This is a genomic window from Marinifilum caeruleilacunae (genome assembly GCF_013141825.1).
GTDB classification, from domain to species: Bacteria; Bacteroidota; Bacteroidia; order Bacteroidales; family Marinifilaceae; genus Marinifilum; species Marinifilum caeruleilacunae.
This window is the reverse complement of sequence record NZ_RZNH01000003.1, coordinates 13343-37468: the sequence shown is the minus strand read 5'-3', so window position 1 is coordinate 37468 and position 24126 is coordinate 13343. Positions and strand designations below refer to the sequence as shown.

Here is a 24126-nt window from a genome sequence, read left to right as displayed (position 1 = left end):
GTGGCGTTTTTTATTTCTATTGATAAAATCTAAATTGTATGGATTCGAGTGATCATTGATTGATGTGTTTGTAATGTCTTTGATATTCATTATCTTATGATGACCTAAGCATCCGCCATATGGAGCATTCAATTAAACTTTCTCTTATTTTTATTTGTATTGTGCTGATTTCGTTTCAAAGCAGAAGTGAAAAACATATGTTTGCTTACTTCTCGGATTACGAGATTAAAATGACCCAATGCGATTACGAAAAAGATGCTAATGCAGTAGTGTTGGGTAAGTTTTGCGAGGTAAATATCAAAAGAGAATCGATTCATTACAATTATCATGTGCGAATCAAGATTTTGAGAGAGGAAGGCTTCGATTGGGCAGATGTAGAACTTCCATACTTCCGCAATAACGAATTGGAAAAAATAATAAAGTTAAAGGGACAAACCGTTAATTTTGATTCCAATGGAAAAAGAACTACTCATGTGTTAAATGAGGAATCATTTTTCTTCCTCGATGTGAATGAAAATTATGGAGCGGTCCGTTTTTCTTTGCCTCAAATTAAAGTTGGATCCATTATCGAATATAAATATACTCTTGTTTCGAAGATCAATCCTTTCCTGGATACCTGGTATTTTCAGGAAAAAATCCCAACCTTAAAAAGTTCCATCAAGGTCAATGAAAATTCCATATATCAGTTTAAAGCAATTTTATTTGGAGAAAGGGTTAACTGTAAATACTGGGGATGTGAAATCGATCAATGGACCTTGTACGATCTGAAATCGATAAAAGAAGAAGCATTTGTAAATAACTGCAAGAATTATACAGAGCAGATCAGGTTTCAACTGGCGGGTTATGCAACAGGTACAGGTTATGTACCTTTTGGTGCCACCTGGGATGAGTTGGCGAAAGAATACCTGGAATCCTTTAAATTCCTGGCACGAAAAAATGCCGCCCGAAAAATAGTAAATGAGATCTGCTCAGAAACAGATAGCAGCAGGGATAAGCTCCAGAAAATCTACGATTTTGTGAGAACACAGGTGAAGTGGAACAAGAAATATCGGATCTATCCAAAAAAATCTCCCAAAAGGGTTTTGGAAGATAAGATTGGTTCCAATTCGGAAATTAACTTCCTACTTGTGCTTTTGCTAAGGGAGGCAGGAATTAAGTCGGAGCCAGCATTAACAAGAACAAATAAATCGGGTTATATCACAAAAGATTTTCCATTGTTAAGTCAATTCAATCAGGCTTTGGCTTATGTTGAAATAGATGGTGAAAGTTTATTTCTAAATGCTACATCGGAATGTAGGCCTTACTGGGTTTTGGACGAAGATGATCTTAATTTGTATGCATTTGTAATGGAGAAAGAAAAAGGCTATTGGAAAGACATCGAAGCCTTCTCCAATTCCAGGAGCCAAATTGTGATGTCATACGATTTATCGGATATTAAGAAACCAAAATGTAAGCTTAGAATACAGGAAACCGGCTATTACGCCTTGAGCAAAAGAGAATTGATTCAAAAAGATGATGGACTTGAATGGTTTATAAATCAGTTGATTGGAGATCTGAATTATGAGATAAACGATAAGCAAATCCAGGTGAAAAATGCGGATGATATCGATAAGCCGATCATGCTAACAAGTGAGTTTTTAATAGACTCCAAATGGAGAGAGGATGACATTCTGTATTTTGAACCCTTTCCTAAAATTCTTGGGGAGAATCCCTTCTTAAGTGAAAATAGGCTGTATCCTATCGAATTTAACTATCCCATGCATCAAACAGTTCTCATTAATATTAAGCTTCCGAGTACTTACCAGGTAAGAAATTTCCCAGGCAATAAAACCATTCAATTGCCAAAATCTCTGGGAAGTTTTAAGATAATGGGGCAGAACAAGGATGAATACCTGCAATTGAGAAGTGAATTCGTGTTGAAAGAAACCAGATTTTCGAAGGAATATTATCCGCTCTTGCGAGAGATGTTTAGCTACATGTTATCATCTCTTAGCGCACAGGTAGTGATTCAGACAGACAATTCCTATTCTTCGAAATAAAAATTCGGGCTACTGTTTATTCTTGTTAAAATTACCTCAAGGCTCTATTAATGTATTTATACAGAACAGCTTCCTATTTCAATTGCGAAGTGCAAAAATGCGATCAGCTGTTTTATTTTTACAGAATCTATATTGAAAAAACAGGTGATGATTTTGAATCATTAAGTTTACAATCTTTACGATTTTATTTAGTTTAAGGTGATCAAAAAATCTCACCTATGAAAACATCTATAAAAATCACACTTGTCTTTTGTTGCTTTCTGTTGTCAGTCTATATTGTTAATGCTAAGGGGTTTAAGTATGGAAAGTTTTCCAAAGAGGAAATTCTACTCACCGAATGTGCCTACGAACCCGATGCCGAGGCAGTCATTCTTAGCAGAACCTGTACTGTTAATATTAGCTACAGCTCCATAACGTACAATTACCTGGTTAGAATTAAAATTCTGAAAGAAGAAGGATTGGATCGTGCCAATATTGAAATTCCTTACTGGAGAAAAGATGGACTGGAGAATATTACAGGAGTAAAGGCTCATACTGTAAATATAGACGCCAAAGGGGGCAAAACAGATGATGCTCTTGAGAAAAAATCGGTTTTTAAAGTTGATATCAATGAAAATTATGGAGCAGTTCGATTTGGAATGCCAAATGTGAAAGTTGGATCCATTATTGAATACAGATACAGCTTAATTTCTAATTTTTATACCTATTTGGATACCTGGTATTTCCAGGATGATATCCCAACACTTTGGAGTTCTATTAAAGTAAACATGCCTGAATCCTTTCGATATGACCTTGTAATGTTCGGGAATCGATTAAAATCGAAATACCCAATGAGCAAATCCAACGAGTGGATTCTTACCAACCTAAAATCGATTAGAGAGGAGCCCTATGTGAACAACTATATGGATTTTGTGGAGCAAATGCGCTTTCAGTTGACTGGATATTACAAAAGCAGGAGCGACATGTCTGGTGGTGTTGAGTTTGTAACTGCCCGATCGACCTGGGAAAAGCTGGCCGAAGAATACCTGGATGCATTTGAATTTTTTGGAAGGAAAAATTTTGCTCAGAAAACTGTTGCCCAAATTCTGGACGGCGATGAAAACAGCTGGGAGAAAGTAGAAAAAATTTACGACTATGTAAGAACCAATATCAAATGGGATGGGAAATACAGAATTTACCCAGAAAATTCACCTCCAAAAATTATCGAAGAAAAAATTGCTTCCAATTGCGAGATCAACTTCCTTTTGGTTTTGTTATTGAGAGAAGCTGGTATTAAAGCGGAACCTGCACTGTCGAGAACCAATAATTTGGGATTGCTGCAAAAAGATTATCCATTAATGAGCCAGTTTAACCAAGCATTGGCTTATGTTGAAATTTTTAATAATAAGCTATTTTTAAATGCAACTTCACCCTTCAGACCTTATCAGATACTGGCCGAAAAAGATTTGAATTTCTATGCCTTTGTACTTGAGAAAAACAAAACCCGCTGGGAGAAAGTGAAGGCATTTAACAAATCGCGTAGCCAGTTAATTCTGAATTATGATTTCACAAATAAAGAGAGGCCTGCCTGTCAGTTTAAAATGAATGAAAATGGTTATTATGCAGCTGAAACCAGGGAGCTAATTAATGAATTTGGTTTAGAAGAATTTTTAAAAACAGTAGTGGATGAATCGGAGATGGAATTGCACAAAGATTCGCTTACGATTGAAAATCTCGATAATGTAAATAAGCCATTGTTGGTGAAGGCTAACTTTCCGATGGCAGAAATCGATTTGGAGAATGACATCATCTATTTTGAGCCATTTCCTGCTGTTTTAGACAACAATCCTTTTAAGAAAGAAGATAGGCAATACAGGGTAGATTTTAACTACAACCGATATCAATCTATTGTGGTAAACATTAAGCTACCACAAGAGTATATGGTAGAAGACTGCCCTAAATCGCGATTGGTAAAACTTTCGAATAATTTGGGTTATTTTAGAATTACTGCGCAAAAACAAACAAATGGAGTGCAGTTAAGAACTGTATTCGAAATTAAACAACCTTCCTTTACAATAGATTATTACGGTGAATTAAGAGAGTTGTACAGTCAGATGTTATCATCGATAAAAGGACAGGTAGTGATCAAAAAGAACAATACAATATCGGAGAAGTAAATGGAGAATACAATGATTGAAGAACAGGAGATGCCTGTTGTGGAGAAAAATGCTTACCCAAGTATTAAGCAAGGCTGGGGAATAATTGGGATTTTAGTTTTAGTAGTTATTGCTTACAGTTTTCCAATTGGACTCATAAGCCTGGTATACGAGGACATCGGTAAAGGTCCTTTCCTCTTGCTGAATTATGCAATCCCTTTTGTGGTGCTGATTTTAATTACCCGCAAGTGGTGGAAAAGCAAGGAGGAAAATGAGAGCAGATTAAATTTGAAGGCTTTCCCACTTGCCATTATCCCTGTGGTTGTAATCATGTGTTTGGCTATCATTAGTTTGAATGTGGAAATTTCATCCTGGGTGCCTCTTCCCGATTTGTTGAAAGAGATGTTCGAAAGTATGCTGGAACCAAGTATTTGGGGATTTTTAACTGTTGTGGTAGCTGCTCCCATTATCGAGGAGATATTGATGCGTGGCATTGTTCTGAACGGCTTGTTGAAAAATTATCATCCCTGGAAAGCCATTTTATGGTCGGCATTTTTCTTTGGGTTAATGCATTTGAATCCCTGGCAATTAGTGACTGCTTTTATTGCAGGTGTAGCCATCGGTTACCTGTACTGGAAAACCAAATCGCTGATTTTGTGTATTCTCATCCATGCCATCAATAATGGATTGGCTTACTTCGTTTCCTTACAATTTTCGGAAGTAGAAAATTATGCTGAAATCTTCGATTTGAATGCATGGGAGAGAACAGGAATATTTATCCTGGCACTTGTAATCTTGTACTCCTGCTACCTGTATTTTGAAAGGTATTTTAGTCAAAAACCAGCATCAGAACTATAAAAACAGAAAGGCCGCAATTATTCAATTGCGGCCTTTCTGTTTATACTGGGTTTTATTTTTTCTTTGTCAGATTATCAATCAGTGAAAACAGGATGTAAACAAAAATAATCAACGGAATTACCAGCCATTTTACCAATACAGCAAGTAGAATTAAGCATGCTAAAAACAGGTATCTCACTTTATTATCTTTCCAGGTCAGGTTTTTAACCTTAAGCGCAAACATTGGAATTTCAGAAACCAATAGTAGTGATGTAATTACAATTGCAATGATAATATACAGAGGATTGCTAAGCCATTCCTGAATAAAAGGATAATCGCCAAAGTGCAAAACCAAAGGAATTGATGCCCAAAACATCGCATTGGTTGGAGTGTTTACCCCTATAAACGATTCAGTTTGACGGGTGTCGATATTAAATTTAGCCAACCTCAATCCAGAAAAAACAGGAATAAGAAAAGCCGATAATAGGATGGCAATTTGAGATGCCTCCAATTCTGCGGGATTAAAATCGGCATGAACATCACCCAAAACAGCATATTTTAAATAAGCTAAAGCAATCAATCCGGGGGTAAATCCAAAGCTTACCATATCAGCAAGAGAATCCAACTCTTTACCCATTGGCGAATAAGCCTTCAATAACCTGGCAGATAATCCATCCATAAAGTCGAATACAGCAGCAATTAATACAAATGCAGCAGCCAACTCCAAATGGCCTTCAACCGCAAGCAAACTTGCCGTACAGCCAGAAAATAAATTTAAACAGGTAATGGTATTGGGGATGTGTTTTACAATGCTCATGAATTATTGTTTTGTTTATGGAATCACAAAAATAAGTGATTTTTTCGATTCTGCTTATTTACAAAGCAATTATGCATCAGATTAAAAAAAGCATATTATTTTTACCATTCAAGAATTTTACGATATGCGAGTATTACTCACACTCTTTTTTATACTGGGATGTTTTAGTTTGTCGATGGCACAAACTACAGCTCCAACTTACAGTAACGAGTTCCTTTCCATTGGTGTAGGTGCACGATCATTTGCCATGGGAAATGCCAGTGTTGCATCCCAATCGAATGTGGAGGCGGCGTATTGGAATCCAGCATCTTTGGTTCAAATCGATAAAAAATACGATGTGGCTGCCATGCATGCCGAGTATTTTGGTGGTTTATCGGCCTACGATTATGCAGGATTATCGGTGAAACTGAACAAGGAAAGTGCCATTGCTTTTAGCTTAATTCGTTTTGGAGTAGATGATATTCCCAATACCCTGGAGTTGATCGATAAGGAAGGAAACCTGCGTTACGATAGAATTACCACTTTTACTTCGGCCGATTATGCCTTGCTGATTTCCTATGCCAGGAAAACCGGAATTAAGGGCCTGAATGTTGGTGGGAACGTGAAATTGATTTACCGCCATACTGGCGATTTTGCTTCGGCTTATGGTTTTGGTATCGATTTGGCAGCAACTTACAGCACTTCGTCCTGGAAATTTGGTGCGCTTTTGCGCGATGCCACAAGTACTTTTAATTCCTGGGTGTTTAAAACCGATCAGCTCGAAGAAGTATTTGCGGTTACCGGAAACGAAATACCCGAAAATTCAACAGAATTGACTTTGCCGAAACTAATTTTAGGCGTAAGCAGAGAGTTTCAACTGTCCGATAAATTTGCCTTATTGGCCGAATTCGATGCCGATTTTACCTTCGATGGCAAAAGAAATGTACTGGTAAAAGGCGATCCTGTCAGTATTGATCCACACATGGGAATAGAAGCATCCTTTAAAAAGTTTATTTTCCTGCGAGCGGGTGTCAACAACTTCCAGGAAGAAACAGATTTCGACAATAGCAAAAGCTGGACTTTTCAGCCCAACTTAGGCCTTGGCATCAATTACAAAAACTTCCGCCTCGATTATGCATTAACCGATGTGGGCGATCAGTCCATTGCCCGATACTCCAATGTATTCTCTTTGGCTTATTCTTTCGATTAAAGCCATAAACAGCATAGGAACAGGGCAGGTTCTCATTGAGCTTGCCTTTTTGTGATGTGATTTGCCCTGAACGCAAATGCACAATTCTAAAAATATCTTCCTATCTTAAAATGATTTAATTGAGCTTCTAACCAAATTGTTTTTTAGGATGAAGATCATAAACGAATTCAAAGAATTTGCCATTAAGGGCAATATGTTTGATATGGCCATAGGTATTATTATTGGTGTGGCCTTCAATAAAATTGTATCGTCAATTGTGAATGATATATTGATGCCTGTTTTTAGTGTCATCGTTGGTAAGGTGAACCTGCAAGGTTTAAGCATTGTTTTGCAAGAAAAACAGCTCAATGCCGATGGAAAATTATAACCTGAGTTCGATTAAAAATATTGTCACAGTTTGTTCTGGTTTTGAGTAGAAATTTTCTCAAATACTCGAAGTAATATCGGGATATTTCGAGAGAAATTGAGGAAATTTATGCCAAAAGCAGGTAAATTCTTTTAAAAATCATCTTCATCCAATCTTTACATTAAAAACTCCTCAAAATACCCCGGTATTCTTTCTGATTTTTTAATGCAAATCCCGAATAAATATGATTTTCTGTGACCGATATTTTTATTCGAACTCAGGTTAATCCAAGACCTGGTAGAACTGAAGTATGGCAACTTTATTCAGGTCACTCTCGATTTTTTCATTATTGCCCTGGTTATTTTTGCCGTAGTGAAAGTAATCAACAGAATCAGAAGAAAAGGGGAGGATGTGAAAGACCAAACTGTGGTTACCCCAAAAGACATTGAATTGCTTACTGAAATAAGGGATTTGCTAAAGCAGAAGAGTGAGAAGTAGAAAGGAAATGCTTTCCTGTCCAGATGCTTGAGGTCCTTGCAGCGGATTTGTCTCATGTGAACAGGAAACCAATTGGCTTTTTATGGCATTTTTTGAAAATCACTGGAATTCACCCAACCCGCTTCCATCGCTTCCTTGTTCTGATATCTTTCGTAAAAATTACGATTCGAAGGTTTCGCGTATTTTATGGTATCGAACACCTCTCCGTGTCCCAATATACGTGGGCCTTGCTGTTCTGTCAATTCTTTAATCAGCTGCGACTGCAATAGATTGGCAATCGATCGGTATGCACTGTCTTTGTACAAGTTAGTCATGCATTCCGGGTCATTTTTTACATCATACAATTCATATTCAGCTCTTTTTCCAAACGACCATTGCCAGTATTGTTGTGTGCTGTCGCGATCTTTTGTGTCGATGCAAATGGTTTTTGTAGGGCTTCCATCGCAATTCAGGTAACCCGTTTCCGGATTTCCAGCAGGCCAACGCGAAGGTTCAAAATTATGAATGTAGAGGTAATCTCCTTTTCGGATTCCCCGAATGGGATATCCCCAATCATGCGGGCGACCCACATCATGTCTCTCTTTTCCAATTAATACATGATTTCTTTGGGTATCAATCACTCCTTCTTTCCTGGAGTAAAATATGGATGTCAGGCTTTTTCCCGTAATGGCTTGCATGCCGCTTTCACTTTCGGGAATTTCTGCCAATTCGAGAAAGGTAGGAGCAAGATCAATAAAGCTGATAAAATCGTCAATCCTTCTTCCTGGCCTCTTAATTCCTTTTGGCCACATTACAATCAAGGGCATATGATTTGAAAATTCATACTCCTGACCTTTGATCCTGGGGAAAGGCATTCCATTGTCCGAAGTCACCACAATCAGTGTATTTTCCAACTCATTCCTTTTTTCCAATTCATCGATAATTTTGTTCAAACAAGTATCGAAATACTCAATTTCAAATGCATAGTCGAGCAAATCGGTTCTTACTGTATCGCAGTCGGGCCAGAAAGAGTAAACACTATCAATATCAGATTTTTTCTTGCCTCCTTTGCTGATTCCCGATCCATATTCGTAGGAACGGTGTGGTTCTTTTGAGCCAAACCAAAAGAGGAAGGGGCTTCCTTCTTTTCTGGAATCCAGGAACTCGATAAAGTTTGCCACATAATCGGTTTTGTTGATCGATGTGGTAGGCGGGCTTTTTTTAATCTTGTTATACGATTTCCCGGTAAGTTTTCTTTTTTTGCCATTCACTTTCCCTACCACGCCGGGAGCCCAGCCTTTGCCAGTATATCCAACATGATAGCCTTTTTCGGCCAAGGCTTCAGAATAGGTTTTAAACTTATTGGGGAAGTAGCAATAATGATTTGCTGCCGATTCCAACTGCCACGAATTGCGCCCCGTTAGAATAGAAGCTCTGGATGGTGCGCATTTGGCATTGGGCGTATAGGCATTGGAAAACAGAATACCGTTTGTGGCCAGTCGATCCATACTTGGTGTATTCACCCATTGGCAACCATAGGCTCCAATGTGTTCCATGCTGGCATCGTCCATTATGGCGACTAAAATATTTGGACGCTTGTATTCTTGTTTTGCTTTGGTGCAGGAGGCCAGGTTTAGAAAGATTGCAAAGCCAAGTGCCAGCCTGAACAGGAGTATAACCTTCTTTTTTATAATTTTCATAATGATTCGATTGTTAAGAATTTTTGAAGCAATTATTAAGGCTATTGAATTTGATTAAAATTCACTTTTTATGTACCTGTGTTTATGCTTCTAATAATTGAAAAGAAAAGAACGATAGCGCTTTACAACAGCCGTTCTAATTTAATTCTTATGGTTTTTGTTTCCCCCTCTGAATTTAGAATTTCTAAGTGCACTTTCTGGCCTTCTTTTTTCAATAGGGTTCGGTAAGTATCGATATTACCCGATAAATCTTTATTAACTGATAATAACTGATCTCCTTTTCGAATTCCTTTTTGATAAGCAGGACTGATCTTCGCCACCTGATCTACAGTAATGCAATCATTCTTCATTTTAAGTTTTATCCCACTAGTTGGAAACTCAAAAGGGGTACTGAATTTACGATTTGGCTTTAAGTATAAGGTAAAGGATGAGTAATCTAAAATTACATGAAACCTACTAATCACTTTTGCTCCCAGGAGACCCAGGTAATCTTTATGACTACTGATCCCATTTTTATCTTGTGATATCGGAATAATCATTTCACCCAAGTCATATCCACAGATATTTAATGATTGAATTGCAACATTATTAAAAATTGTCTCTCCGTATATGTTTTCGGATGTTGATATGAAACTTTTGTCAGATTTTCCGATAATATTGTGATGTATGTTATAAGGAGTGTTTATGAATAGAGTTAAGGATGCACCACTATCAAATAAAATCTTACCCGTAAATGACTCTCCATTTCTTAATGTAAAAGAAATATCGAATTGGGGTATTGGAATTCCATTATCAAACACAAAGGGTATCGCTGTATAGTCAAGTGTATCCACATTTTGAATTTTATGATACAACTCTAATTTCCGATTTTCATAATCAATTTTTGTAATGTACTTCCGAAGTAAACTATAGCCCATAATTCCATCAAAATTACGCTCGATTTTCGCACGTAGTTTTTCTAAGTTGGCAAGAACCAAATGGGTGCTGTCTATTTCGATGTTATTTTGAAGTCTTATCTTTTGATTCAAAATAACATCATGTGCTTTTTTACCACTCGCACCGGAAACCTCTAGTTTATAATCACCTTTTAAATGTAATTGATTTGCAATTGTACTATCTATTACGTCGGTAACTGCGCCAGAATCAAAAATAAATGTTCTGGCTTCTGTTTTATCATTAACTTTTACATCTAGAAATATCATTCCATCCTTTAAATCAAATGGAATTACAGCAATTTGAGCATTTACACTATAAACACTCAAAACTCCTAATAACAATGTAATAACTATTTTCATTTTCTCTGTGTATGTGTTGAAAGCAGGCGGAAATTATTCCGCCATGCTATCGTACTTTTATTTCACAATTAACTTCGCTTTGTAGGTTTGCTCACCTCTTAGTATGATAATGTAAAGACCCGAAGACTGGATGTACTTGCGGTCTACGATTACCCGGTTTCCACTTACCTGATCGTTGGAGTAAACCACACTCGATGTTCCAGCATGTACCACCTGTAATTGATAAGTTGTATTCTTGGGGTTCGGAAATTCGATATAGGCTTCTCCATCGGTGGGGTTGGGGTAAACTTTTAGAGTTCCGGGATTTCCTGTCAAATCTTGCTCAGAAGCTGTTTCTTCAGCAATATTTTCTATGTTTAGAACACTGCTTTTCATTCTTGCAGCTGCGGCAGTTCTAGGAAGTCCTTTGCAGAAGTGTTGTTGGATATCATTTACCAAACTGGCAGTATCAAAATCATAAATTTTAACATCTTCCCAGGCAGGGTCTGTAAAAAAATGTATACTTGCTCTATCTCGATTTAAGAAGTTACTCATGTAAGAGTTCCTTCCAAAGTTCAGCCCCCAAAACAAGGGCGAGTGTTTCACAAAAATTGACTCCTCCGAGTTGTGTTTCTTGGTTTCTACCCAAATAAAACTGGCTGTAAAATATAGGGTAACATCATAAAACATACCTGCCTCGCCATTCTGTTCAGGAAAAACAAATAACTCATCGAACAGAGGATAGTGAATAAAGCTGTTGGCTGACCAGTATCGTTCTAAAACAAGTGTTCTGTCTAAAACAGATACCCTTAAAATAACCTGATCATTTACACGAAGTTCATAAAGTGGAATTTGCGTACTTGTTTGCTGAGGTGAAGGTAATGGCTTAAGCTTGGAAGGTTCTATGTAAACCGCAAATCCATCGCCTGTAAAACTCCTTACTTCTTGTTCAAAATCTACAGCATTATTATTTGGAAGGCTACCTCCATCGGCAGTATATACTGTTCTATATTCGGGAGTTAAATATTGTGCATGGCTAAATAAAGCAAATACAGCAAAAATTATAACCAATATGCTTTTTCTTAAGTTAATCATGTCGCTTTTCATTAGAATATATTTTGTATTTCCTGCCATACATCCAATCGGTCGGATGTAATTAACATTTTATTGGCATAGGGAACTGACATCAGTTTAAAATGATCACCACGGATGTCATTAGTGCCATCTTTCACCTTCCAATCCCCCCACCTGTTAACGGTTCCTTTTGGACCGACAGGCTCTTCTGAAAATATCCCACTACGTTTCCCTGTTGTGGCATAGATGTAATGCAATAAATTATCGTAATGGTGTCCGTTACGTGTAAAAGGTTGTAACATTACATCATCTTCTCTAAAAAAATTGGTTTCAAAACAGGCAACAATGTGCTGATTCTCCGGGGTATTCCAGGAATCGATAAAATCAGCCATTAATTGAATATCCGGTTGCTTGTGTTCATTTTTAAAGTTATTGGGAACAATCATTGGTGTCCAAAGTAGATTTCCTACCTGATTGCCAATTAACCCATACAAATCATCATAGTGAAAATAGGTTTTAATGATTAAGTTCTTTTTTGCATTTAATGATTCAGCCTGGCGAATGCTCTGACGCAGAATTTGAACCCAACTTCTGTTTTTTTGTTCCTTGGTTTGGAAATCACAATTTGCAGTACACTGGTTTCCTGTTTTTTTGCTTATTAACTCTTTGATATCAAGCATTAAGATCATACTTCTGTGATGAACTTCAGAAAGTACTTCTGAGAATTGTGTTAAGGGTAAATCACTCACACTTTCGTTTCTTTTTCGCACTTTATATTGACTCATGGTCAACCATGGCAATTGAAAAGAGAATTCATTGCCTGTATAATTGGTTAATCGACTCATCACATAATCATGCATCAATACCAATTGATGATCTGCACTTGTAGTAACATCCATCTCAACAATGTTAATGCCTTTTTGTTCCTGTGCGGCAATTAAAGAAGCAAGGGTATTTTCAGGATCTCCATCGCCCATATTGTATCCCCACCACCCTCTGTGAGCAGCAATAAGAATATCCTCCTCATCGATGTCATCGCTGGGATTCATAATTTTGTGAAACAATTGGCAAAGTGGAGTGTTAGCATGATCCTCGCAGTAATCATAAAAACTTGCAACAGCCTGGCGTCTTACAATGTTCTGATCATCAATACTAATGATTCCAATACCCGGGATTTTTGCTTTAATAAATTCAGCATTTGCTGAACTTATTACTTCTACCACCACGGGTTGAACCGGAGGTGCATAATTGCCAACACAATCATTAAACCATATTGATAAAAAAGTATCAGTCCAGGAATCTAAATTACATTGACCGGGACTATACACCCTTGCATCCTGGGCCCGTTTTTTGATATCATTACCAGCTGCTTCAATATTAAATTGATCGATATTGGCTCCCGATAATACAACCTGTGCATTTATATGATTTTCGCTGTAGGAGTCAGGAGAATTTTCGGTAATATATATCCCGTAAATAGCAACTCCTTTACCATTTGTTTGTGATGGGTCATAGTCGTAAACTCTAACATCTATTCGCCCTCCATTTGTAAGACCAATAATCCCTTCGGACATATCATAGTCCAGATTATAAAGTGCTTTATAATCTAACTTTATCATGTCCTCTATTGGAACATTGTTACCCGTTAATGTTACCGGGGAGGAATACGAATGCCTCTGACTGAATGAGATTGATAAAGATAAGAACAGGTATATAGGCAAAAAACAATATACAACTCTTCTAATTTTCGTATTTGTATAATTATTTATAAGCATTATTCCTGATTTAATTTCGCATTAAGTTCATTTAGCTGTGTACTCATGGCTTTTATTTTTTCTTCCTGTTTGATGATATGAAGTGTTAACTCCTCGATTTTTTCTAAAAAACGAACATTCATATCATGTACGGAATACCCTTCCTTCTCTACCTCTTGCTTAGAAGGAATATTAGGCAAGTGGCCATTTTCTTCAATAAACGCATTAATTTCTTCTAAAGGTTTTAAATCGTAATCTTCGGAAAAAACATGATCTGCCCAATTGCTTGCGGAAGCTATTGCAAGGTCTTCAGACAGGATACCTCCACCGCTTACAAATAGGCTGTATGAGCTTAAAAGACGGTCATTTATGGTTCTTGAAAGATTACCGCCTATAACAACATTATCAAGAGTGTCTAAAAGAATGTTTGCGGTGCCCCTTGTGCCTAAATTTAAATTATGTTTTGACTTTGTTCCTATCCAACCTTGATTGTGATTTTTGTTGTTTGAAATACATATTTCAACTTCATTTCGAACAAATCTGGCTTGTCCAACCACATCAAAAGCTACCGTAGGTATACATCCTATTCCCAATTTACCATCGGAGGATAGGTACATTTGATTTTCTGCATTTGGATTTCCTGAAAAGCGAAGATCATCATGCCCCTTAATTTCATCAATACCACTAATGTCTCCTTGACTGTTATCGCCATCTAATTTTATATTGCCATAAACATGTAATTTTTCATCCGGTTGTCGTTCTCCCATTCCAATTGAAAGTTTTCCATCTGCACTCAGAAACATGCGCGCCCCCACATCGGGGCTTGCCTCATAACTAGCTAGAGTGCTATAGAACCTGATATCATTATATCCGACAAGTGCATCTACCCCTTTAATGTTTCCTTCTTTTCCGTCAGGACCGTAACAATCTAATTTTAAGTTACCACTAACATGTAAAGTTTCTTCCGGATTTAATGATGGTCCACGTCCTATTCCAAGGTTTCCATTATCGCTTAGTCGCATCATTAGCGTCTGTTTATAACGCCCACCATCGCGCCACCATCTGAATCCTGCACCTATTCCACTGTCGTCACTATCCAATACCCATGACATAGAGTTCTGATTTTTACGATAAGTATATGCATCATGATCGTTTGCATTAGTGATATCTAAGACGACTTGAGCTGAAAGCATGTTAGTACAAAAAAGAAAGATGATGCCAACAGTTAATTGTGTTAATGTTTGTCGTGTTTTCATATTCGAATCATTTTAGATTAAAAAATATTTGCTTAATAGTATTTTATTGAAGTATGAAAGGCATAAGCTTTCATGCCTTTCATTTGTATGTTTGTAAATTATCGATGCAATCCTTTTGACCTTAGGTAATCCACCAATAATTTGGGATGATCGGTTTGAATAATGGCAGGTCGTAAGGCAATCACTTTATCAACCGAAGAAAAGTCACCTTTTACAAGATCCTTGTCCTGATTCCAAAGGATATTTACAAAGCCCAACTGCCTGTTCTTTACTGCCAGTCTTACATTTTTTTCTGTAAATGTTGAATCGGTAAAATGTATAAAGGGAGAACTCATATGTTCTTTATAAAACAGAATATCCTCATCTTTTTTAATTAAGGGCATAGCAGCATACAAGGAGTCTTCTTTAAGAATTGCCATGGTCTTTTTTTGAGAGCCTGTATAGCTTATTACCTGGTGTACCACGCCCCATTCCTTTAGTTTTTTGATTAAATGTTCTGGTTGAACACCTTTCAGGTCAAGATTAGCGATTGTATTAGGTTTGTCTTTCAACTTGATCATAACCTGGTAAAGTGTCGGAATTTTGTGTGTGGTAACAGAATCGCCCATTTTTAATTGGAAAGCCTGCAATTCCTGGTAGGTGAAATCTTTTAATTTTCCTTTGCCTGTAGTGGTCCTGTCTATGGTTTTATCGTGCATTAAAACAAGACTATCGTCTATTGTTGTGCGAACATCAATTTCAACAATATCTACTTTTGCATCAATGGCATCCAAAATAGATTGCATGGAGTTTTCAGGAGCATTTTTATGGAAAGACCTATGGGCGCAAACCAAGACTTCGCTTTTCGAACGAGACTCAATTTTTTCGATTGTCGATTCATTCTGCTTACAGGAATTAAGGCATAGACTTGCAAGTAGCACAATCCCAATCCCTAACAAATATCTCTCAGTTAATAAATTTTGCATTTAATGTAAGTATTAAAAAAGCCCTTAGACTCCACAATGAAGTCCAGGGGCTTTCGTGATTCAATTATTTTCTTCCACTATGTTTTGCATCTTTGGCATACATCGGCCAACCGCCGCTTGCAGGTCCGGTGGCATCTGTTCTGTAGGCAAAAACTTTCCCTATTTCTCCTTCGTTGGCAGCCACATATATGATTCCATTGGAATCAATGGCAGCCGAAGAGATTATTTCATCACCTATTTTTATTGTTTTTCTCTGCTTTTCACCATCAGGATTTACCACATGGAAAAAGCCTGCCTTATCACCGAAGTAGATATTTCCGTCGTTATCAATGGCAGGAACGACTTCAATAGCACCATTAGCGGTATAAGACCATTTCTCAGAACCATCATCCGGATTGTAAGCTTTTAGTTTTTCTTCATATCCGCCAAGGTAAATTGTACCATCGCTAGCAATGGCAGGACCACCATGACTTACTTTCTGAGGTAAATCAACCCTCCATTTTTCGGTACCATCAGCAGGATTAAAGGCAATTAACACCCCTCCTGTAGAAGTTTCTCCCGCAAAATAGACTGTCTCATCAGCACCAATTGCTATTGCTGTAGCACTCCAGGTTCCATATTGGGCATTCCATTTTTCTGTACCATCAGGATTTACAGCATAGATATAATCGTTGGTTGAACTTACGTAGATTGTACCATCGCTTGCAACAGCAGGTGTAGAGTTAAAATCTTCTCCAGCCTGAAACACCCAGTTTTGGGTGGTTAATGGTGCATTTACAGAATAAAAGCCTTTCCCTCCTTTGCTGTAACCACCAACGTATACGGTTCCATCTGCAGCAAATACAGGGCAGGAATATCTAATTCTTGCATCGGTATAAAATTCTCCGTCAACAGCTCCGGTTCCTGCATTTAACTTGAAAATATTTCTACTGTAAAAGCTTGCCATGTATAGCGAGCCATCTTCTGAAATGGCAGGTGATGAACTCACTTTGTCCGATTTGTTTGCAGACCCTTCCAGGAAGGCATGCTCCCATACTTTGCTTCCGTCTTTAATGGCAAAGAGGTTTGGACCGCCGTTTTCTCGGGTGGCCTGGTTAAAGCCAATGTACAATGTACCATCATCTCCAATTGCGGGCGATGAGTAGTGAACTTTGCCCGGCAAATCAAAACTCCAGACTTTCTCCGGTTCAATGCTACCGGCAGCAGGAGCATCTGCTATTGTAATGGTTTTTGTTGCTGCTTCTCCCGAACTTCCGGTATTATCAGTAGCTACCAAGCTTACTGTATACTCACCACCAACAGCATAAAAGTGCTCTACTTTTTCTCCTGTTGCGGTAGTTCCATCGCCCAAATTCCATTGGCAGGATGTAATAAATCCATCTTCGTCGTTTGACAGGCTTTTGAAAATAATTTTTTGTTCCGCTTCCATCTTCTCGGCTTCAACCGAAAATTTAGCAGTAGGCTCTATGGTATGAACACTTCCAGGTTCGTCGTCGCAAGAGGCCAGAAGCAAATTCATTGCTAAAATTGCCAGTGTTGTTACGCTTATCTTATACTTGTTTTTCATCTGTTTTCAATTTGTTTTTATTTCCCTGATGAAACTTTCCATTCACATTTGTGAGCGATTTTTTTAATTGCCCGGGAAAGTTTCATTGTAAATATTGTTTGATTTCAATGGGGTAGTCGGTTTGAATAATATTGCCTTCTAATGCACGAGCCTTATCTACTGCTCCGTAATTATCTGTGCTTGGCGTAGTAGAGGAGTTTACATAGGCATTCACAAAAACTTTCCACCCTTTATCTTTGGCTTTTTGTACCAGCCTCTCGTTAAAAGAACTACTGGAATAATGCACCACATGCAAATTGATATCCATATTGGAATAAGTGTTAAAATCGGATTCGTCCCGAATCATTGGCATTGCCAATACCTCATCATCTGTACTGCTCATATTGCTGATTACCTGGAGTTCGGAAGAATAGAACATGACCTGCTCCAGCATTCCAAACTGCTTTACAAGAGGGTACACCTTTTCAAATGTGGCTTTTTTACTAATATCCAAATCGATATAGATTTTACCTCTTGCCAACTTCAGCACCTCCTTCAAAGTAGGTACTTGTTCATCGGTAAGCCTGCCGCTATTGTCATACAGTTTTAATTTTCGAATTGCTTCTAAACTCAGATTGCTAACTTTTCCTGTACCATTCGTAGTTCTATCGACTGTGGCATCGTGCATCAAAACCAATTCTCCATCGTTTGTGCTGCGAATATCAATTTCAACCATATCAATCCCTGCATCAATAGCATTTTGTATGGCTGCAATAGAGTTTTCCGGCACTTGCTGATGACAAGCCCTGTGGGCACAAACTACGATTGCATCGCTAGCAAGCCTTTCTTTTAAAGATTTTCTGCCTGTTATTGTTCCGGGTAAGGAAAGCTGAACGGCCTGCTTAAAGGTGTTTTCGGTACCGCCACCTTTAATGGTCAGGCTTACTTCATAAATTCCTTTTCCAATATCCCGGTAGGTATGGATTGGATTTTTGGAATCGGATGTTGTACCGTCTCCAAAATTCCATGCATAAACCGTGTACTCATCTGTTCCCAAACTCTCGTTGGTAAACTGTACTGCATTTCCAACTACAACATTCTCCGGTGAGAATGTGAAAGATGCTTTCAATACATCATTATCATCCTTTGTGCATGCGGGTAAAGCAAGTATGAAAGTGAGCAGGTATATCAAATATTGTTTCATGTGGTACTTTTTTAATCAAGATTTACCCTTCTAGTAACCCGGATTCTGTTTCATGAAATCTGGATCAGTATCAATCTGATTTTGAGGGATTGGGTATAATAAATCAGTTGCTGCAATCGTGATGTTACGACCTGGAATACCAGCAAAGTGTGCATTCATAACCTTTACAGGATCTCCCAGGCGTTTCAGGTCGAACCAGCGATGGCACTCATAGAAAAATTCATGCCTTCTTTCCTTTAACAAGGCTGCCCTAAATGCCTCCTGGCTGCTTACAGTTGCTGCTGTTAAATCTGCCAGCCCAGCTCTTTTTCTAACCTGGTTGATTAAGCTAAAAGCTTCGCCATCGGCCACATATCCTTTTTCGTTTAATGCTTCGGCCAGCATTAATACAACATCGGCATAGCGCAAGACAATCACATTGTTTGCCCCATCTTCAAGCACAGTTCGGTTGTCATCTATATATTTGGTAGATATAAAGAGAGATGAATTTTGGCGGTCGGGTATAATTTCATTTCGTCTTAGGTCGCCTGGTTCAAATGAATCAATTAAATCCTGTGTGATGATATTGTTCCCTTTTGAACCTGGATTTGCCTGTGCAGTGAACTTTGCCGCAAATTTACTTCCTTCACTGTTTCCATTGATATTTGACTCATACTGAACTTCAAATATGGAAGCGGCATTGTTTTCATTGTCAACACCAAACAGATTCGAATATTTTGGAATCCAGCTATAGCCTGTAACTGATCGTAATGCAGTTTCGGCCTTTGCCGGATCTCCAATAGTCAGGTAAACTTTTCCCAGTAAAGCATTGGCAGCTCCTTTTGTGGCACGCCCTGTACCATTTGTTGAAGGAAGCTCGCTTGCAGCCTCTGTTAAATCTGTTATGATTTGTTGATATACCTCGGCAAGCGGTGTTCTTCCCTGTCCAAAATAGTCTGTTGGATCAGTTGTTTCTTTTGTTACCAAAGGAACATCTCCATATAGGTTAACAAGATTATAGTAAAGTAAGGCTCTAATAAATTTTACTTCACCTTTCCTGGCTGATTTAAGATCAGCAGACATGTCGTCTATCACGTCAATCCTATTCAGGACAATGTTTGCTGCCTGAATTGTTTTGTAGGTCTGACTCCAGGTATTTTTGATTACCGAATTTGAAGTGTTCTTGTTAAAGAGATCAATATCGCCATACCCACCAGAACTGGTTGGCGATTCTTCAAAGGTATTGTCGGACCTACACTCCATTAAAATGTGATAGTTGTATCCATAGAGTCCACTTTTTTGCAATCCTGCGTAAGCAGCATTTACCGCAGCCTCTATATCGGCTTCAGTCTTATAAAATCCGGCACTGGTATTTTTCACCTCCGGGACTGTGTTTAAATCGTCTTCACAAGCTGTGCTCAAGACAATTGCTACAATTAATGATAAGTATATTGAAATTCTCATGATAAAATATTCTTAATGTTTAAAAGGATAGATTTACACCAAATACAAAGGATTTATTTTGAGGATAAGCACCTTGCGTATTACTTGGATTTAGTGCGTTTGAGGTAGCTTGTTCAGGATTAAATCCTTTAAAATCTGTAAACATTACCGGATTTTTTGCGGTTACATACAAGCGCAATTTATCCGCACCAATTTTAGAGCATAAAGATTTTGGCAAATTATACCCTAATGTGATGTTTCTGATACGCATGAAGGAACCATCCTGCAAGAATGCGGTTGAAACATTGGCTCTTAACCTTTCGCTTGATTGGGTTGCATCGGGTCTTGCCAATGTACCATTTGGATTATTTTGGGGATGCCACCTGTTTTTGTAATACCATTTAAGTTGGTTGGAAAAACCTTGCCCATTCGTGGCATTTCGCACTGTTTTGTCTAAAACATCAATGCCGTAAACCCCGTCGATAAATACATTTAAGTCGAAATTTTTATATGAGAATCTGTTGTTGAAACCATAAGTGAAATCAGGCAACGATGAGCCAATTACTTTTCTATCTTCTTCACCAACAGTACCATTTCCTGAAACATCCACAATTCTCCAATCACCTACTTTTACAGTGCTGCCTTTTTGAGCTGACGCATCAATTTCTGCCTGCGACTTATAGATTCCGTCTACAACATAACCGTAGAATTCGCCAATCTCTCTTCCTATTTGTGTTAGATTAGTATCCCCTCCTGGAATTTGAGTTTGACCAGGTCCCAAAGCCGTAACCTTGTTCTTCACTTTTGAAAAATTGATGCTACTGGTCCACTTTACTTTCCCCAGCTTAATATTATTGGCAGAGAGTACAAATTCAAGACCCTTATTTTCCATTTTGCCAACATTCTGTCGGGAACTTGAAAATCCTGATTGATCCAACACGGGGAGTTTCAGGAGCATATCCTTGGTTTTGGCAATAAAATAATCGGTTTGCAAAAGCAGTTTGTTGTTAAACAATCCCAGGTCGAAACCCCAGTTATTGGTAACTGATGTTTCCCAAGAGAGGCCTGAGTTTGGAGAAGTGTCTGGGATTTGTCCCGGTGCCAGTTTCCCATCTAAATAGGCATTCGAGGCTTTTAGTGTGGCAATTGCGCCATAATCGGAAATTTGATTGTTTCCTGTTTTTCCCCAGCTGTATCTTAATTTCAGATTGTTAATCGATAAATCTTTCGGGAAGAAATCCTCATTGCTAACCACCCAACCAGCAGATAGGGAAGGGAATGATCCGAATTTAGTATCATCACCAAATCGGGAAGAACCGTCTCTTCTTGCAGAAACACTCAAAAGGTATTTTGAGTCGTAGTCGTACTGGATACGCCCAAAGTAGGAAATCAAATACCAATCGTAATACTCCTTTTTGCTTTTGGTTGTAGCGCTTCCGGCAACATTGGTAATGTAGTTGTTATCCAATACCGGGGCATCTACAGTAATGTACTTTTTATTTTCTTTCTGATAAGAATAGCCTGCCAGAGCATTCAGGTTGTGCTTGTCAAAACTTTTGGTGTAAGTCAGAGTGTTTTCAGTGAGAATGTTTTGTCTTACCTTGGTTTGTTCTTTTGCCCAGGGATCGACAGCATCTACATCTTTTCGGTATTTTCCTATTGTTGAAGGTCTGAACTGTTCTCTTAAAGTATAGTCGAAATCTCCTCCAAGTAAGGTTTTAAAAGTAAGCCCTTCGATGATCTCTACTTCAATAAAGGTGCTTCCAAACAATCGGAATTTATTTTTTTCATCTTTCTTTTGCAGGGCGATTGCTATGGGATTTTCAGCCAAAGCACCACCTGTTCCTTCATTGTTGTGCCACCTGATTTGTTGGCTAATATTCAATTCTCCTTTGTCGTTATATGGCGTAAAATAGGGTTCCATTAAAAAAGCCTGTTGTAAGGGGCTGTCGGTCCAGCCATCAATTATGGCATTTTGGTAGGATAAACTTGGTGCAAGGTTGATTCCAAATTTTATTTTCTCATGAAGTTTTGTTTGAAGGTTAATTTTGGTAGTGTAGCGTTTGTAATCCGATCCTAAAATAATCCCTTCCTGGTTAAAATAGCCACCTGAAACCATCCACTTGGTATTTCCATTTCTTCCAGAAACCGAAAGGTTATAGCTTTCAATTTTGCCATCGCGAAACAGATCGTCCAACCAATTGTTATCCGTTAAGCCAGGAGTACCATCTAGATATTTTGAAACGTTTGCGGGCATAATTTGTCTAGAGGATGCTCCTTTTAATTCACGGGTCGCTCTATCATCAGTTGCAAATCTTTTTGATGGATCATCAGATACATATCCCCAGTCCCTGGCCTCTTTTGTGAGTTGTGCAAACTCATAGGCATTTATCAGTTCCATAGGATTTAAAACGTTTTGGAATCCGTAGTATCCTTCAAAATTAAAAGTCACCTTCTCCGACTTTGCTGTTTTGGTTGTCACCATCAGTACACCATTGGCTCCCCTTGAACCATAAATGGCAGTAGATGCAGCATCCTTCAATAGAGAAATACTTTCAATATCCTGCGGGTTCACAGCGCTTAAGTCACTGCCCTCTGTAAGTGGGTAACCATCAACAACAACCAAAGGAGAACGACCAGCAGTAATACTACCAACTCCTCTTACCTGTATTCTTGAAGCACTACCCGGGGCACCCGATGTTATCACTTGAACACCTGCAGTTCGACCAGAAAGAGCTTCATTTACACTGGCAACTGGCAATTGTGAAATGTCTTCTGATTTTATTGAAGACACAGCACCAAGCACTTTCCGTCTTGACAATTTTCCATAACCAATGGCAACCACCTCTTGCAATCCAATTGTCTCCTCTTCCATTACGACATCGATTGCACTGCGGCCCGAAATTTCAATATCCTGTGCTTTCATCCCAATAAAAGAGAAGTGGAGTAGCTTTGCCGATGGAGCAACTTGCAATTCATAAGCACCGTCGATATTGGTGATGACTCCATTTGTGGTGCCTTTCACAATTACAGTAACTCCTGGCAGGGGAGTGCCATTGCTGTCGCTAACCTTTCCGCTAATGGTTCTCTTTTGCAATTTGCTTTGTTCTGTAATGGTTTGATATACCTCTTTTGCACTTGCCTTCTGTAGAGGTGCAGAAAACCTCGGCTGAGACTTGAAATTCGTACCCAAACCAGTAAAGGAATAGAGCAGAAACAGAAGCAGCAGTTTACATTTTAGCAATTGCCTGATAAGCCCAAAATTTGAGGCTGTTTTCGTTTTTTTGTTCATAGAAATTATAATTTAGTTTATTATGCACTTGGTACTTAGGGACAGTGCGTGGAATATTTCTAACTTTTAAACCAAATGCTTTCTATTTTACAATACAAGCGATATCGACAATCGCATACTGAGCATCGACGAACGCATACTGAGCACCGACTTAAGTTTTTATTGGCATGAAAAAATGATGAGGAAGAGGGGTAATTTTTGAATGAACAGGTCGCGAATAATTTTAATTTTGTTATTCAATAAGATCTTGTTAAATTCAGTCGGTTGTAGAAGTTAGTTCTGAAAATCCTGGTAAACTGATTTCTGATTATAACAAATCGGACCATTTACTTATGGATGCTTTAGATAAGAGCGTGAAACTTGCAGAGATTCCTGGTTTATCAAAACTATCAGGAGTTCTGGATAGGAAATCTAAGAGGATTGTTGAAAAGCAAACGGAAAAAGTTGAAAATGCAATTAATGATTTTGTTGATGATAAAATAGCGGAATAACAACCGCTAACAATGTGTTTAGTGTATAAGGGTTTCAGAGGTTTTCGAGCTTTTTCACTCGCATTAGTTTTGGTTGGGAAACCCCCGCTGCCGCACGAATCCTTTCGTGTGGTGAGACTACCAAAATGTTTCTATAAAAGACTTGAGGTTTTTTCAGAATAATAACTTGAGCAAATTAAAATAAACATTTAATATGATATTATTTAGTTAATCCAATTGTGTAGAAGCCACACGAAAGGATTCGTGCGGCAGCGGAGGGTTTTTATCTGAAATATCATGGTTTAGTAAGTTAAAAACAGGAGCTTAGC

At 38.2% G+C, this 24126-nt stretch carries 18 protein-coding genes; 7 read left to right on the top strand and 11 right to left on the bottom strand.

Annotated features, from left to right (window positions below):
• Nucleotides 1–119 precede the first annotated feature (119 nt).
• The 3 genes from ELS83_RS02800 (at nt 120) to ELS83_RS02790 (ending at nt 5032) form a co-directional block, all read left to right on the top strand.
• The gene (locus ELS83_RS02800) at nt 120–2039 is read left to right on the top strand and encodes a transglutaminase family protein (protein WP_171594007.1); all 1920 of its coding nucleotides are present in this window, start codon (nt 120–122) and stop codon (nt 2037–2039) included.
• 218 nt (nt 2040–2257) lie between these two features.
• Entirely contained in the window at nt 2258–4195 is a 1938-nt protein-coding gene (locus tag ELS83_RS02795) for a transglutaminase family protein (protein ID WP_171594006.1), read from the top strand.
• A gap of 12 nt (nt 4196–4207) precedes the next feature.
• Nucleotides 4208–5032, top strand: coding sequence for a CPBP family intramembrane glutamic endopeptidase (locus ELS83_RS02790; protein WP_171594005.1), 825 nt, complete (start codon nt 4208–4210; stop codon nt 5030–5032).
• Between the two features lie 52 nt (nt 5033–5084).
• Here ELS83_RS02790 and ELS83_RS02785 read toward each other — a convergent pair whose 3' ends face one another.
• On the bottom strand, nt 5085–5828 hold the full coding sequence (locus tag ELS83_RS02785) for a CDP-alcohol phosphatidyltransferase family protein (protein WP_171594004.1): 744 nt from the start codon (nt 5826–5828) through the stop codon (nt 5085–5087).
• Between the two features lie 124 nt (nt 5829–5952).
• Between ELS83_RS02785 and ELS83_RS02780 the strand changes: the two genes are divergently transcribed.
• The 3 genes from ELS83_RS02780 to ELS83_RS22670 all read left to right on the top strand — a co-directional run bounded on the left by ELS83_RS02780 (nt 5953) and on the right by ELS83_RS22670 (nt 7861).
• Nucleotides 5953–7017: a putative type IX sorting system protein PorV2 gene (locus tag ELS83_RS02780; RefSeq protein WP_171594003.1), complete on the top strand. Its 1065-nt coding sequence runs from the start codon at nt 5953–5955 to the stop codon at nt 7015–7017.
• A 148-nt stretch (nt 7018–7165) separates the two neighbouring features.
• Nucleotides 7166–7384 (top strand): large conductance mechanosensitive channel protein MscL, encoded by a 219-nt coding sequence (gene mscL, locus ELS83_RS02775; RefSeq protein WP_171594002.1) that lies wholly within the window; start codon nt 7166–7168, stop codon nt 7382–7384.
• Between the two features lie 240 nt (nt 7385–7624).
• Nucleotides 7625–7861, top strand: a complete 237-nt coding sequence (locus ELS83_RS22670) for an MscL family protein (RefSeq protein WP_171594203.1) — start codon at nt 7625–7627, stop codon at nt 7859–7861.
• Between the two features lie 80 nt (nt 7862–7941).
• Here ELS83_RS22670 and ELS83_RS02765 read toward each other — a convergent pair whose 3' ends face one another.
• The 10 genes from ELS83_RS02765 to ELS83_RS02720 all read right to left on the bottom strand — a co-directional run bounded on the left by ELS83_RS02765 (nt 7942) and on the right by ELS83_RS02720 (nt 23327).
• Nucleotides 7942–9540 carry a sulfatase family protein gene (locus ELS83_RS02765; protein ID WP_171594001.1) on the bottom strand — a complete coding sequence of 533 codons (1599 nt, stop codon included), beginning with the start codon at nt 9538–9540 and terminating at the stop codon, nt 7942–7944.
• A 122-nt stretch (nt 9541–9662) separates the two neighbouring features.
• Nucleotides 9663–10835: an aspartyl protease family protein gene (locus tag ELS83_RS02760; protein WP_171594000.1), complete on the bottom strand. Its 1173-nt coding sequence runs from the start codon at nt 10833–10835 to the stop codon at nt 9663–9665.
• A gap of 57 nt (nt 10836–10892) precedes the next feature.
• Nucleotides 10893–11921 (bottom strand): T9SS type A sorting domain-containing protein, encoded by a 1029-nt coding sequence (locus ELS83_RS02755; RefSeq protein WP_171593999.1) that lies wholly within the window; start codon nt 11919–11921, stop codon nt 10893–10895.
• On the bottom strand, nt 11921–13507 hold the full coding sequence (locus ELS83_RS02750; RefSeq protein ID WP_171593998.1) for a glycerophosphodiester phosphodiesterase family protein: 1587 nt from the start codon (nt 13505–13507) through the stop codon (nt 11921–11923). Before ELS83_RS02750 ends, ELS83_RS02755 begins: the two co-directional genes overlap by 1 nt.
• A 155-nt stretch (nt 13508–13662) precedes the next feature.
• Complete coding sequence (locus tag ELS83_RS02745) at nt 13663–14898, bottom strand: prefoldin domain-containing protein (RefSeq protein ID WP_171593997.1); 1236 nt, start codon at nt 14896–14898, stop codon at nt 13663–13665.
• Nucleotides 14899–14996: 98 nt separating this feature from the next.
• Entirely contained in the window at nt 14997–15863 is an 867-nt protein-coding gene (locus ELS83_RS02740) for a glycerophosphodiester phosphodiesterase family protein (RefSeq protein ID WP_171593996.1), read from the bottom strand.
• Between the two features lie 64 nt (nt 15864–15927).
• A complete protein-coding gene (locus ELS83_RS02735) occupies nt 15928–17430 on the bottom strand; it encodes an outer membrane protein assembly factor BamB family protein (protein ID WP_171593995.1) in 1503 nt (500 codons plus the stop codon).
• An 82-nt stretch (nt 17431–17512) separates the two neighbouring features.
• Nucleotides 17513–18613 (bottom strand): glycerophosphodiester phosphodiesterase family protein, encoded by a 1101-nt coding sequence (locus ELS83_RS02730; protein WP_171593994.1) that lies wholly within the window; start codon nt 18611–18613, stop codon nt 17513–17515.
• A 30-nt stretch (nt 18614–18643) separates the two neighbouring features.
• A complete protein-coding gene (locus tag ELS83_RS02725; RefSeq protein WP_171593993.1) occupies nt 18644–20056 on the bottom strand; it encodes a RagB/SusD family nutrient uptake outer membrane protein in 1413 nt (470 codons plus the stop codon).
• A gap of 19 nt (nt 20057–20075) precedes the next feature.
• Entirely contained in the window at nt 20076–23327 is a 3252-nt protein-coding gene (locus tag ELS83_RS02720) for a SusC/RagA family TonB-linked outer membrane protein (protein WP_171593992.1), read from the bottom strand.
• A 332-nt stretch (nt 23328–23659) separates the two neighbouring features.
• Between ELS83_RS02720 and ELS83_RS02715 the strand changes: the two genes are divergently transcribed.
• Nucleotides 23660–23818, top strand: coding sequence for a hypothetical protein (locus tag ELS83_RS02715; RefSeq protein ID WP_171593991.1), 159 nt, complete (start codon nt 23660–23662; stop codon nt 23816–23818).
• Nucleotides 23819–24126 lie beyond the last annotated feature (308 nt).

Coding starts and splice junctions, on each gene's coding strand:
- ELS83_RS02800 (WP_171594007.1), top strand. CDS start 120: ATGGAGCATTCAATTAAACTTTCTCTTATTTTTATTTGTATTGTGCTG.
- ELS83_RS02795 (WP_171594006.1), top strand. CDS start 2,258: ATGAAAACATCTATAAAAATCACACTTGTCTTTTGTTGCTTTCTGTTG.
- ELS83_RS02790 (WP_171594005.1), top strand. CDS start 4,208: ATGATTGAAGAACAGGAGATGCCTGTTGTGGAGAAAAATGCTTACCCA.
- ELS83_RS02785 (WP_171594004.1), bottom strand. CDS start 5,828: ATGAGCATTGTAAAACACATCCCCAATACCATTACCTGTTTAAATTTA.
- ELS83_RS02780 (WP_171594003.1), top strand. CDS start 5,953: ATGCGAGTATTACTCACACTCTTTTTTATACTGGGATGTTTTAGTTTG.
- mscL (WP_171594002.1), top strand. CDS start 7,166: ATGAAGATCATAAACGAATTCAAAGAATTTGCCATTAAGGGCAATATG.
- ELS83_RS02765 (WP_171594001.1), bottom strand. CDS start 9,540: ATGAAAATTATAAAAAAGAAGGTTATACTCCTGTTCAGGCTGGCACTT.
- ELS83_RS02760 (WP_171594000.1), bottom strand. CDS start 10,835: ATGAAAATAGTTATTACATTGTTATTAGGAGTTTTGAGTGTTTATAGT.
- ELS83_RS02755 (WP_171593999.1), bottom strand. CDS start 11,921: ATGAAAAGCGACATGATTAACTTAAGAAAAAGCATATTGGTTATAATT.
- ELS83_RS02750 (WP_171593998.1), bottom strand. CDS start 13,507: ATGATAAAGTTAGATTATAAAGCACTTTATAATCTGGACTATGATATG.
- ELS83_RS02745 (WP_171593997.1), bottom strand. CDS start 14,898: ATGAAAACACGACAAACATTAACACAATTAACTGTTGGCATCATCTTT.
- ELS83_RS02740 (WP_171593996.1), bottom strand. CDS start 15,863: ATGCAAAATTTATTAACTGAGAGATATTTGTTAGGGATTGGGATTGTG.
- ELS83_RS02735 (WP_171593995.1), bottom strand. CDS start 17,430: ATGAAAAACAAGTATAAGATAAGCGTAACAACACTGGCAATTTTAGCA.
- ELS83_RS02730 (WP_171593994.1), bottom strand. CDS start 18,613: ATGAAACAATATTTGATATACCTGCTCACTTTCATACTTGCTTTACCC.
- ELS83_RS02725 (WP_171593993.1), bottom strand. CDS start 20,056: ATGAGAATTTCAATATACTTATCATTAATTGTAGCAATTGTCTTGAGC.
- ELS83_RS02720 (WP_171593992.1), bottom strand. CDS start 23,327: ATGAACAAAAAAACGAAAACAGCCTCAAATTTTGGGCTTATCAGGCAA.
- ELS83_RS02715 (WP_171593991.1), top strand. CDS start 23,660: ATGGATGCTTTAGATAAGAGCGTGAAACTTGCAGAGATTCCTGGTTTA.